Genomic DNA, 12,081 nt, shown 5'->3' with positions numbered 1-12,081 from the left:
CGCCAGAGGTCCGTTCACGGGCTCTCAGCCGCGCGGGCGCAGCACCGCCTGGGTCTGGGTGGTCTGTGCCACGCGGTGCGGACCCGTACGGCCGTCGCCCGCGCGCCCGCGATGGTCGTACAGGTCGGTCTGCACCACGATGAACGAGGCGCCGCGGTGCAGCGGCCGCGCGACGGCGACGACGGCGCCGCCGCGCACCGCGGAGAAGAAGTTGGTCTTGAGCTCGATCGTCGAGGTGCTCGCCCCGTCGGGCAGGCTGAGATACGCGCAGATGCCGGCCGCCGCGTCGGCGAGGGTGACCAGGGCGCCGCCGTGCAGCACCCCGCCCGCCGTGCAGCGTTCGGCCGCCCACGGCAGGCGTGCCACCACCTCGTCGGGGCCGGCCGACTCCACCTCCACGCCGGTGAGCCCTGCGAACGGCATCAGGGCGAGCAGTTCGCCGGGCTCCGGGTACGGGGGGTTCATGGGGGATCCATTCCTCGCTGTCGGGTCAGTGCGTCAGGGCGCCCGCGAAACGGTGCAGATGGCGTGCGAAGTCCGTGGTCACCGCGAGCGCGTGCCGGTCGAGGTAGAAGTGGCCGCCGGGGAACTCGCGGTGGCCAAGATACCGGGGGCTGCGGTCGGCCCAGTGGGTCATCGCGTCCGGGGCGTCCTGCAGCGGGTCGGCGTCGCCGCCGTAGGAGGCGAGGGGGCAGGACACACCCGCGCCGTCGTCCTCGTACTGGGCGGCGATACGCAGGTCGGCGCGGAGGGCGGGCACGACGAGCGCGAGGGTCTCGGGGTTCTCGTACACCTCGGCGGGGAAGGAACCCAGCTTCTTGATCCACTCGAGCATCTCGTCGTCCGGCATGCGGCTCTGTTCCTCGGTCGGCCGGAAGAAACCGATGGGGGACCAGCCGGACATCCCGATCATGACAGGGGTGCGTTCGCCCTCCTGCTCCAGGCGCACGGCGGTGCGGAAGGCGAGCTGCGCACCCAGGCAGTGGCCGAAGAACGCGAAGGGGCGGTCGTCGTCCAGCTCGTCGAGGACCGCCTCGTACAGGGCGTCCTGCAACGGTTCGAGGGTGTCGAAGGTCTCCTCGTCGCGCCGGTTGTGCCGCCCGGGCAGGGTCACCGCCTGCACGGCGATGTCCTTCGGCAGCAGGTTCGGCCAGTCCCGGTAGATGATCGCGCCGCTGCCCGCGTGCGGCAGCAGGAACAGCCGGATCCGCGCGTCCGGGTCCGGCTCCACGGGGTGGAACCAGTGCCCGGCCGTGGACATGTTCCGGCCGAGGGCGGTGTCGCTCACTGGATCTCCTTCAGACTGGGCAGGACGATGTCGGCGATCTGCTTCAGCTGCGGTTCGGGGTCGAGGGATCCGATGCGCACGACCACGTGACGGGCGCCCTCGCGCACGTACGCGGCGAGCGCCTCGGCGCAGGCCTTCGCACTGCCCCAGGCGTACGCCTGAACCGTCGCCATCTGGTCGAGGGTGCGGCCGTAGTAGTGCTCGATGTAGTGCTCGAGCTCGGCACGGGCGCGGCCCGGGTCATCGTTCACGGTGATGGTGGCGTACAGCGCCGGGGTGACCGCGTCCGCGGGGCGGCCCGCCTCGGCGGTCAGCTCCTGGATGCGACGCCACGCGGCCCCGTACGCCTTGGACTCGGGCAGGAACGGCAGCCACCCGTCATAGTGCCGCGCGACCCGCTCCAGGACGCGCGGGGTGTCGCTGCCGGCGAGCCACAGGGGCGGGCCGCCCGCACGGTGCGGGCGGGGCAGCCGGTCGAGGCCCTCGGCCTGCCAGTACCGTCCGGCGAACTCCGTCGGGGCGCCGGGCCGCGAGGAGTTCCAGGCGGTGCGCCACAGCGAGACGATCTCGTCGAGACGGCCCGCACGGCCCTTGAACGAGGCGCCCACGCTCTCGAACTCCGCCTCGGTCTCCGGCATCGGGAAGCCCGAGCCGAGCCCGAGCGCCAGGCGCGAGCCGCAGACGTGGTCCAGGCTCGCCACCATGTGCGCGCCGGTCAGCGGATGCCTGAGCGCCGGGGTGAGGGCGGCGGTGCCGAGGGTGACCCGGCTGGTGACCGCGCCCGCGGCGGACAGCACGACCAGCGGGTCGAGGCGCGGCCGGGCGACGAGGGAGTCGCCCGCCCACAGCGAGTCGAAGCCCAGCTCCTCCGCCCGGCGGGCGAAATCGAGCAGCGGCGCCGCCGCGTACGTGCCGTTGATGGCCTGCTCCCGCGTCGGCAGCAGGATGCCGACGGACGGGGGGCCCGGGAAGGTGCCCATTGGTCGCACTCCGTTCGGGAGGTTTCGTACGAGAGAAGGAGAAAAGGGAGAGGAGAGGGGGAGGGAGGAGGGGAGGGGCCCGGGGCGTCGTGGGGAGTCGCCCCGGGCCCCTGGCTCAGGCCGGGGCCCGCCGGGCCTCCTCGCACAGCTGCTCGCGCACCGTGCGGCGCAGGATCTTGCCCGACGGGTTGCGCGGCAGGTCGTCGAGGAAGTGGTACGCGAAGGGGATCTTGTAGTCGGCGATACGGCCGCGCAGGAACAGCAGCAGCTCGCGGGGGCGCACCCGGGCGCCCTCGCGCAGCACCACCGCGGCGTGCACCGCCTCGCCGAAGCGGGCGTCGGGCACACCGACCACCGCGGCGTCCACGACGTCGGGGTGCTCGCCGAGCTGCTTCTCGACCTCGGCGGGATAGATGTTCTGCCCGGCGGCGATGATCGTGTCGTTGATCCGGTCGCACAGGAACAGATAGCCGTGCTCGTCCAGGTAGCCGGCGTCGCCCATCAGCAGCCAGCCGTCCACCAGGGCCGCCGCGGTGGCCTCGGGCCGGTTCCAGTAGCCGATCATGCGGGCCGGGGTGCGCACGCAGACCTGGCCGATCTGCCCGGGCCCCAGCTCCTTTCCCTCGTCGTCGATCACCTTGAGCTCGTTGCCGGGACAGGGCAGGCCCGCGGCCTTCAGCAGGGGGCTGCCGGGCCGGTGGTCCCTGGGCGGCAGGCACACCGCGACACTGCCCGCCTCCGTACTCGCGTAGATCTGCACGAGCTGACAGCCGAACACCTCCAGGCTGCGCAGCAGCAGCGACTCGGAGATCGGCGCCGCACCGTAGGCGATCTTGCGCAGGGAGGCGAACGCGCGCGGCGTGGCGGCCGGTTCGTCCAGCATCATCTGCAGCATCGCGGGCGCCGCGAAGGTGATGGTGACGCCGAGCTCCTCGATCAGCCGGACCGCCTCCTGCGCCACGTACATCGGCATGACCGCGTTCGTGGCGCCCGCGATCATGCCGTGCAGGAACCAGCCGATGCCCGCGATGCCGAAGCCCGGCAGCGAGATCAGGCTGACGTCGTCCGCGCGCCAGTCGGTCCAGTCGTCCCGGTCGGCGCCGGTGCCGGCCACCGCGTGGGGCAGCGTGAAGAACGTCCGGTTGGCGAGGACCACGCCCTTGGGCAGCCCCGTGGTGCCGCTCGTGTAGATCTGCAGGACCGCGTCGTCGGGGCCGGTGACCGGCTCCGGGTCGGTGTCCGGGGCGTCGCCGCACCAGGCGCGGAGCCCCGCCCCGCAGGAGCGGGCGCCGTCCTCGGCCACGGCGTCCACGCGGACCACCGTGTGCAGCTTCGGCAGGGCGGCCCCGGATCTCGCGGTGTCGGCCGTCGCGGCGAACTCACCGTCCAGGAAGAGCAGTTCCGCGTCCGAGTCACGCAGCACGTGCTCCACCTCGGCCGCCGTGAGCCGCCAGTTCACCGGCACGATCACCGCGCCCGCCTTGGCACACGCGAGGATCGTCACGTAGTAGTGCTCCGACTCGCGGCCCAGGTAGGCCACCCGGCTGCCGCGCCCGATGCCCGCCGCGCGCAGGGCGTGCGCCGCCCGGCTGCTCTCGCGGTGCAGCCGCGCGTAGCTGAGGACGCGGCCCTCGCAGACGACCGCCGGGTGCGCGGCGCGCCGCTTCGCGTTGCCGGCCAGCGCGGCGGCGAGGGTCCAGCGCCGGTCCGTCGGCGCGGGCCCGGCCGCGGTGCGTGCCCCGGCACGGGTGCGGGCCGTCATGCGGCGTCCTCGACGAGCAGGCCGGCGACGAACGCGGCGATATGGCGTACGGAGGGGTAGTCGAACGTCAGCGACGCGGGCAGCGTCAGACCGAAGTCCGACTCGAGCTCCGACTTGACGTCCATGCCCATCACCGAGTCCAGGCCGAGGGTGATGAAGTCGGCGGCGGGGTCGACCTCGTCCGGCGAGCCGAAGTGCAGCACCTTGGCGACCCGTTCGGCGACCGTGCGCCCGACCAGCTTCAGACGCTCCGGCTCGGGCCGGGCGGCCAGGTCCGCCAGGTCGATACGGGCATCCCCCGGGACCGTGTCGGCAGGGTCGGCGACCCGCGCGTACAGGGCGTTGGCGAGCGGCAGCTGACCGGCGAACACCGGCCAGTCGAACCGGTTCACCACCCGCTGCGCGGCGCCGGGCAGGCTCCACAGACGGTGCAGGGTGCGCAGCGCCCACGAGGGCGAGAAGAAGCGGACACCGCTGCGTTCGATCTCCCGGATGTACGCGCTGTCCAGGCGGGCCGACATGCCCACCCGCGCCCATGAGCCCCAGTTGACGGCCAGCGCGGGAAGGCCCTGGCGGGTGCGCAGATGGGCGAGGCCGTCCAGGAAGGCGTTCGCCGCCGCGTAGCGGGCCTGGCCCACGCCACCGCGCACCGCCGCCACGGAGGCGACGGACGAGTACACGGTGAAGAAGTCGAGCTCGGGGAAGGACGCGGCGGCCCGGTGCAGCAGCCAGCCGCCGTACACCTTCGGCGCCAGCTGCTCGTCGATGGCCTCCCAGGTCAGCTCCGGGATCAGGCCCGTGCCGATGGCGCCCGCCGCGTGCACGAGACCGCCCACCGGGTGCGGCAGCCGGTGCAGCCCGGTGACGAGCTCCGCCACGCCGTCGGCGCTGCTGACGTCGGCCCGCAGCAGGGCCACTTCGGCACGCTCCTCCAGCGCGGCGAGCACGTCGGCGGCCTCCTCGGTGGCCCGCCCGCTCCGGCTGACCAGGGCCAGGTGCCGCGCCCCGAGGTCCACCAGCATCCGCGCGGTGACGAGGCCGAGGCCGCCGAGGCCGCCGGTGATGACATAGGTACGGTCGGGCCGGACGGTGAACGAACCCGCCCGGGCGGCGGGGGAGACGGCGTCTTCCCCGGAGTCCTCCCCGGCACCGGCGAAGGTTACGACGGCCACGTCGGCGGCGCCCGTGGACAGTGTCCGCAGGGCCTCGTCCACCTCGTCGGGGCCGTAGACGTCCGGGCCGTTCGCCGCCGCGTCCGCGGCGAGGGCCGCCGCGGCGGACGGGGGAGTGCCCCCGGTGCGCGCGGTCACGGCCGCCGACGGGAGCGTCAGCGTGCCGGCCAGACGGCCCCGGTGGGAGACCGTCACCTCGGCGCCGGGCGCGTACGCCGCGTCGGGACCCGTGGCGACGACCGTGCCCGCGTACGCGGTGGCGGTCACCGGCACCGTCCCGGCCCCGTCCTCCCCGGTGTCCCGCACGGCCCCGGGCACGTCGTGCCGGGTCAGCGCCGCGGCGGTGACGGACACCCGGACCTCGTCGCCCAGCGGTTCGGGCGCGCCGGGCGCGGCGGCCACCACCGTGGTCCGGTCGAGGTCGCCGGCCGGTGCGTGGACCTCGAAGGAGCCCTGCCAGGCGGGCGTCGCGTCCCCGGCGAGGAGCCTGCGCACGTGACGCCGCCCCGCCCGGTAGCCCACCTGGAACTCGTCCTTCTCCTGCGCGCGCCACTCGGCGAGCAGCGCGGCCCCGGCCGCCCCGTCCGCCGCGCCGTCGAGGTCGATCAGGGTCGCCCGCAGATGCGGGTGCTCGTTGAGCAGCACATGACCGAAGCCCCACAGGGAGGCCGCCGCGACCTGCTCGGCCCCGTCGGCACGGTCGCCGGGCAGCCACTGGGCGCGCTCGGTGACCAGCCACACGCGCGGGGCGCGCCGGGCGTCCCGCGCACCGGCGGCGGCCACCACGTCGAGCAGTTCGGTGAAGTTGGCCTCGGACTCGGCACGCAGCCGCTCGTACGACATCTCGCCGGAGCCCGGCCGCCAGAACCAGGCCACGTCGGTGATCGACGCGTGCTCCGTGAGGGCCGCGCGCAGCGCCGCCGCGTCCGGCACGGTCGACACCCGCACGCCCGCCCCGGGCCCGTTCGCCTCGAGCGCGGCGAGCAGGGCGGGGCCGACGGCGTCGCCCGCGCCCGGGATCACCACGTGGCGCTCCTGGGCGGGGGAGCCCGGAGCCGCGGGCAGGGAGCGGCGCAGCCAGCCGAGCCGGTGCGTGAAGTGCGGCCCGCCGTCCGCCCCGCCGGGGCGGGCGAGGACGGCACCGACGATCTCGGCGACCGGCTCCGCGTCCTCGGCGCCGTCCAGCAGGAGGATGTCGGCCAGCTGCCCGGCACCGTCCCGGCGCACCCGCGCCACCATGCGCAGGCGTTCGCCGCGCGGCTTCTTGAACAGCCGGACACCGCGCGCCGCGTGGAGCGTGCGCACCGGCCCGTCGTCGTCCAGGGCGACGACCGCCTGCAGCGCGCTCTCCAGCAGGGCGGCGGGCAGCTGCTCCACGGGGGCCGCGTCGCAGCCGGTCAGATCGGCGGTGACCACGCCGCCGTCGTGCCGGGCGACGCGCACGACGAGCGAGGGGGCGTCGCCGAAGCCCCGGTCGACGGCGGCGAGGTCGGTGGCGAGGTCGACGGCGTCGGCCCCGGCGAGGACCGCGCCGGGCGCGGCGGCGAGGGCCAGCAGGCCGCCGTCCGCACCCGTACCCGTGTCGGCCAGGATGCGGGCACGGGCGTAACAGCGCGGCGCGCCGTCGTTGTCCTCGCCGTCCCGGGCGCCTTCGACGACGCCCGTCACCTCGACGTCCCAGGCATGACGGCCCGCCTGCCCGTCGGCGCGGCGCAGCCGGGTCGTCAGGCGCACCGGGCCCTCACCGGACAGCGGCAGCGGCTCGGGCAGGGCCAGGTCGGCCACGGTGGCGCGGGTGTGACCGAGGACCGCGTCCTCGGCGGCCAGCAGCAGGTCGGCCCAGGCGGCGGGCGGCAGGGCCGCCTCGCCCGCGATCCGGTGCCCGGCGATCGCCCCGCCCAGCTCCTGGGGGGTGAAGTCGGCGGTGAACTCCCAAACACCCTCGGGCAGTTCGGCCGCAGGTGTGCGCTCCCCGAGCAGCGGATGGCGGGCCGGTCCGTCGGCGCGCCGGGTACGGGACTTGACGGAGGGCAGCCAGTACGGCTTGCGCTGGAAGGCGTACAGGGGCAGCTGCACCTTCGCGAGGCCGTGCCCGGCGTGGTAGGCGTCCCAGTCGACGGGCAGTCCGGCGGCGTAGAAGTCGGCGAGGGCGCGCAGCGTCGCGGCGGCGGTGGTGTCCTGGCGGCGCAGGCTGGCCAGCCAGACATGTTCGTCGGCGGGCACGCAGCGCCTGCCGAGGGCGCCGAGCATGCCCGAGGGGCCGAGCTCCACGAACGCGTGCCGGCCGCGCTTGGCCACCGCCCGAACGCCCGCCATGAACCGCACCGGCTCGCCGATGTGCCGCACCCAGTAGTCGGGCTTGCTGATCTCCCGCATGCGCGCGACCTTGCCGGTGAGGTTGGAGACCAGCGAGATCTTCGGTTCCAGGAAGGTGATGCCCTCCAGCACGGCACGGAACTCGTCGAACACCTCGGCCATCAGCGGCGAGTGGAAGGCGTGCGAGACCGCGAGCGGCTGCACCCGTATCCCCTGCGCGGCCAGCTCCTCGCCCACCTGCGCGAGGGCGGCGGCGGCGCCGGAGACGACGCACGCCTCGGGTCCGTTGACGGCGGCGAGCGCCAGGTCCTGGTGGCCTTCGAGGAACGGCTCGACCCGCTCGGCCGGAGCGCTGACCGAACTCATGCCGCCCGGTGTGCTCACCGACTGCATCAGCCGGGCGCGGGCGGCGACCAGCGTCACCGCGTCGGGCAGCGAGAACAGCCCGGCCACCGTCGCGGCCACGACCTCGCCGATGCTGTGCCCGAGCAGCACGTTGGGCTTGACGCCCCACGACATCCACAGCTTGGCGAGCGCGTACTCCAGGGTGAACAGGGACGCCTGCGTGTACAGGGTCTGGTGGACCGCCTCCGGGTCGGCGGCGGTGCCCAGGAGCAGCTCCCTTACCGAGACGTCCAGATGGGCGCCGAAGAGCCGGTCGCACTCGTCGACGACCTCGCGGAACAACGGGAAGCGCTCGTGGAGGGCCGCGCCCATGCCCGGGTACTGGGAGCCCTGCCCGGTGAACATGAAGGCGACCTTGCGGACACCGGACGGCTCCACGGTGTGCTCCGGCCGGCGCACCGCGTCCAGTACCTCCAGCAGGTCCTCGCGGCTCTCCACGGGGGCGGCGACACGGTGCGTGAAGTGGGCGCGGCCCACGTTCGTGGTGTACGACAGGCGGGCGACGTCCAGGTCCGGCCGCTCGGCCACGAACTGCCGGTAGTGCTCCGCCTGTTCGCGCAGCGCGGCGCCGCTCTTCGCGGAGAGGGTGAACAGGGGAGCGGCGGCGTCGTCGGCGTCGCGGGCGGCTCCGGGACGCGTGCCGTGGCTCTGCTCGGGGGGCTGCTCCAGGACGACCGCGCCGATGGTGCCCGCGAAGCCGAAGCTGTTGACGGCGGCCCGGCGCACCGGGGCCTTCCACGGCTCGCACTCGGTCGGGACGCGGACCGGGTAGACCTCCCACGGGATGCGTGAGGAGGGCGTCGTGAAGTTCAGGTGCGGATAGATCGTCGCGGAACGGATCTGCAGCAGCGCCTTGATGACGCCCACGAGCCCGGAAGCGGGCTCCATGTGGCCGAGGTTGGTCTTCACCGAGCCGACCAGCAGCGGGTCGTCCTTGGTGCGCACGTCGGCGAACACGTTGCTGATGGCGCCTAGCTCGATGGGGTCGCCGAGCGGCGTGCCGGTGCCGTGCGCCTCCACGTAGGTCACGTCGCCGGGTTCGAGCCCGGCGTCGGCGAGGGCCAGCTTCAGCACCCGCTCCTGGGCGGGCCCGTTGGGCACCGTCAGGCCGGCGCTGTCGCCGTCCTGCCCGACGGCGGTGCCGCGCACCACGGCCAGGACGTTGTCGCCGTCGCGGGTGGCGTCGGCGAGCCGCTTCAGGACGATGACGCCGACGCCCTCGGCGCGCGCGTAGCCGTCCGCGGACTCGTCGAAGGTCTTGCACTGCCCGTCGCCGGCGAGCATCTGCGCGTTGGAGAACATCACCGGGATGCGCGGGTTGTGCAGCGCGTTGACGCCGCCGCTGAGCGCGATGTCGCACTCGCCGAGACGCAGCGCCGTCACCGCCATGTGCAGGGCGGCGAGGGAGGAGGAGCAGGCCGTGTCGACGCTGATGCTCGGCCCCCGCCATCCCAGGAAGTACGACAGCCGGCCGGCCAGCGGGAACAGCGTGATGCCGGACGCCAGGTGGCCGTCCAGTTCCTCGTAGGGCAGGGAGTCCAGCTCCAGGGCGTAGTCGACGGAACTGGCGCCGATGTACACCCCGCCGTTGCCGCGGCGCAGCGGCGTCGGGTCGATGTTGGCGTGCTCCAGGGCCTGCCAGGCGGTTTCCAGGAGCATCCGCTGCTGCGGGTCGATGTACTGGGCTTCCTTGGGCGAGATGTTGAAGAATCCCGCGTCGAACAGGTCGATACGGTCCAGGTAGCCGCCGCCCCGGGCCCGTATCTTGCCCTTGTCGTCGGGGCCCTGGGGGGTGAAGGCGGCGACGTCCCAGCGGTCGTCGGGCAGGGGCCCGATGCCGGAGCCGCCGGTGCGCAGGAACTCCTCGAACTCGTCGAGCGAGGTGCTGCCTCCGGGAAAGCGCAGGCCGACGCCGACGATCGCGACGGGCTCGCCGCCCCGCTCTCGGTCGTGCTGCTCGGGCAGGGGGGTGGTGACGGGGCGGTGGTCGGCAGGCATGTCCGCGATGGCTCCTTCTGTCCGGATGACGCGTCCGGGCAAGGTGTCCGGCGGCGTGATCCGACGTGTTCCGTGTCGGTTACTGGACGGGCAGGGGTCCGGCGGACGCGCTCAGGAACGAGTCCGTGAGGTAGAACACGAGCTGCTCGACGGTCGGCTCGTTGAACAGCACGTTGGTGTCGATGGACAGCTCGAACAGCTGCTCCAGGCGCTCCTTGAGCGCGGTCAGCCGCAGCGAGGTGAGGCCCAGGTCGAAGTAGCTGATCGCGAGGGGAAGCTCCTCGTCGTCGTCCATCAGCAGAGCCTCCTTGAAGAGCTCCACGACGATGGCTTCGACTTCTTCCCTGAGTTCGTGGGCGGGCAGCTCGCGCAGCTCCGCCAATGACGTGTTCGTTTCAGACATGTCGGTGACCGATCCAGAGCGGGCGCGGGCGGGCCGCGCCGGTGAGTGAGGGCTCAGCGAATCACCGGTACCTGACACGCCGCTGACGACCCGCTCGCCCGGAATCCCCCCGTCAAGAGCGCACTCCCAGCCAGATGCGAAAGACACGCGCCAAAACGGACCGGGCGGACCGCGGCCGATGACGGCCGCGATCCGCCCGGTGGCGGGATCGGTGGTTTCCTCAGGCGCCCGCGGGAACCTTGTCGAGGAAGCCGTAGACGCTCTTGATCTTCCCGGAGGCGTCGGTCGCCGCGACGTCGAAGCCGATCACGACGTTCTCGCCGCCGCCCGCGGGCACGAGCTCCCACTGGAAACGGGCGATGTTGTGGTTCGTGTCGACGGTGCCGAGCACCTTGAACTCGAAGCCCTTGAACTGGTCACGGGCGGCACCGATGACGGCGCCGATGCCCTCGTGGCCCTGCACGTCGGCCAGCGGGTCGGTGTAGACGGCATCCGCAGTGAACAGATCGGCGATCGCCGCGGCGCGCTTGGTGTCGTCCGCCTCGTTCCAGATGGCGATGTAGCCCTCTGCCAGGTCGGTCAGGTCACTCACGGGTACTCCTTGGTCGCTAGCCATTCGCATGAACAGCCGTCCGTACGGGGAGGCCGGACAGCTGTTCACCACTGTGGCAGGGCTCACTCAAAGGCCACTCGAGAAGAGCTCGACCCCCTGCGCCGGGCGGGGCCGCCCGGCCCGGCCGGCGCAGGGCCCGCCCGCGGTCCACGCCGGATATCGAGCGAGGCTCAAGGATTCGATGTCACGTTCGACTCGGACAAGCCACTCGGTACCGTCCCGCCCGCCGCCGTGGCAGGCACACCCTCGGGGGGCGTGGGGAAGGCAGGGAGGAGCAGTCGGTGGAGTTCAAGGTTCTCGGCTCTGTGGGGGCCGAGGTGGACGGACGCTTCTGCGGCGTCCGGGGAGGCCAGCAGCGCGCGCTGCTGGCCGTACTGCTCGTCAACGGGGGCCGCCTGGTGCCCGCGGAGGACCTCTACGGCGAACTGTGGGGCAGCGAACCCCCGCTGACCGTGGCGAACTCGCTGCAGGCCCACGTCTCACGGCTGCGCCGCACCCTGCAGGAGTGGGGACCCGGGGCCCCGTCGCTGGTCACCCGGTCCATGGGGTACGCCCTGGAGTTCCCGGCCGACGCCCTCGACATGAACGTCTTCAAGAGCCGTGTCGCCAAGGCCCGCGCGGTGGGGGCGACCGACTCGGCATGGGCGACGCACCTCCTCGACCAGGCCCTCGGGCTGTGGCGAGGCGCCCCGCTGCAGGACGTCACCGGCGGGCCGCTGTGCCGGTCGGTCGCGGTGCAGCTGGAGGAGGAGTACCTGACCGCCACCGAGGACAAGCTGTGGCTCGACTTCGAGTGCGAAGTACCCTCTGCCATAGGGGAGTTGAAGCGCATGAGCGTCGTCCACCCATGGCGGGAGAGAGTCACCGAGATGCTGATGCTCGCCCTGTACCGGTGCGGGCGGCAGGCCGAGGCGATCGAGACGTACCACGCCGCGCGCGGCCGCATGATCGACGAGCTGGGCATGGAGCCCTCGCCACAGCTGCGGGAGCGTTTCCTCGCGATCCTGAACCAGGCCCCGCAGGCCGGCTCCTCGGCCGCCCCGCCCGCCCCGGGCACGTGGTCACCGCAGCTGGTGCGCTCGGCCTGAGAACCCGAGAGCCCGAGAGCCCTGGAGCCCGGGGGCCCGGGCCGGCCGTACGAGGC

General features: G+C 73.4%; 8 protein-coding genes. 1 reads left to right on the top strand and 7 read right to left on the bottom strand.

Annotation, left to right across the window (positions count from 1 at the left end; genetic code table 11):
- Window positions 1-24: 24 nt before the first annotated feature.
- The 7 genes from ACFCV8_RS32700 to ACFCV8_RS32670 all read right to left on the bottom strand — a co-directional run bounded on the left by ACFCV8_RS32700 (window position 25) and on the right by ACFCV8_RS32670 (window position 10,916).
- Window positions 25-465, bottom strand: a complete 441-nt coding sequence (locus ACFCV8_RS32700; protein WP_376689125.1) for a PaaI family thioesterase — start codon at window positions 463-465, stop codon at window positions 25-27.
- Window positions 466-490: 25 nt separating this feature from the next.
- A complete protein-coding gene (locus ACFCV8_RS32695; RefSeq protein WP_376689126.1) occupies window positions 491-1,261 on the bottom strand; it encodes a thioesterase II family protein in 771 nt (256 codons plus the stop codon).
- 23 nt (window positions 1,262-1,284) lie between these two features.
- Window positions 1,285-2,268 carry an LLM class flavin-dependent oxidoreductase gene (locus tag ACFCV8_RS32690; RefSeq protein WP_376689124.1) on the bottom strand — a complete coding sequence of 328 codons (984 nt, stop codon included), beginning with the start codon at window positions 2,266-2,268 and terminating at the stop codon, window positions 1,285-1,287.
- Between the two features lie 115 nt (window positions 2,269-2,383).
- Window positions 2,384-4,030: a long-chain-fatty-acid--CoA ligase gene (locus ACFCV8_RS32685; RefSeq protein WP_376689123.1), complete on the bottom strand. Its 1,647-nt coding sequence runs from the start codon at window positions 4,028-4,030 to the stop codon at window positions 2,384-2,386.
- The gene (locus ACFCV8_RS32680; RefSeq protein WP_376689122.1) at window positions 4,027-9,921 is read right to left on the bottom strand and encodes an SDR family NAD(P)-dependent oxidoreductase; all 5,895 of its coding nucleotides are present in this window, start codon (window positions 9,919-9,921) and stop codon (window positions 4,027-4,029) included. The genes ACFCV8_RS32685 and ACFCV8_RS32680 overlap by 4 nt, the downstream gene beginning before the upstream one ends.
- Before the next feature lie 79 nt (window positions 9,922-10,000).
- Window positions 10,001-10,324, bottom strand: a complete 324-nt coding sequence (locus tag ACFCV8_RS32675; protein WP_376689121.1) for an acyl carrier protein — start codon at window positions 10,322-10,324, stop codon at window positions 10,001-10,003.
- 220 nt (window positions 10,325-10,544) lie between these two features.
- Window positions 10,545-10,916 (bottom strand): nuclear transport factor 2 family protein, encoded by a 372-nt coding sequence (locus ACFCV8_RS32670; protein ID WP_376689120.1) that lies wholly within the window; start codon window positions 10,914-10,916, stop codon window positions 10,545-10,547.
- Between the two features lie 302 nt (window positions 10,917-11,218).
- On the opposite strand from ACFCV8_RS32670, the gene ACFCV8_RS32665 reads away from it, so the two are divergent.
- Window positions 11,219-12,025, top strand: a complete 807-nt coding sequence (locus ACFCV8_RS32665) for a BTAD domain-containing putative transcriptional regulator (RefSeq protein ID WP_376689119.1) — start codon at window positions 11,219-11,221, stop codon at window positions 12,023-12,025.
- The last annotated feature ends 56 nt before the right edge of the window (window positions 12,026-12,081 follow it).

Origin of the sequence: Streptomyces sp. NPDC056347 (assembly GCF_042262625.1) — a bacterium.
In the GTDB taxonomy this organism is placed as follows: domain Bacteria; phylum Actinomycetota; class Actinomycetes; order Streptomycetales; family Streptomycetaceae; genus Streptomyces.
The sequence above is the reverse complement of the archived record's forward strand: the minus strand, read 5'-3'. Positions and strand labels throughout refer to the sequence as shown.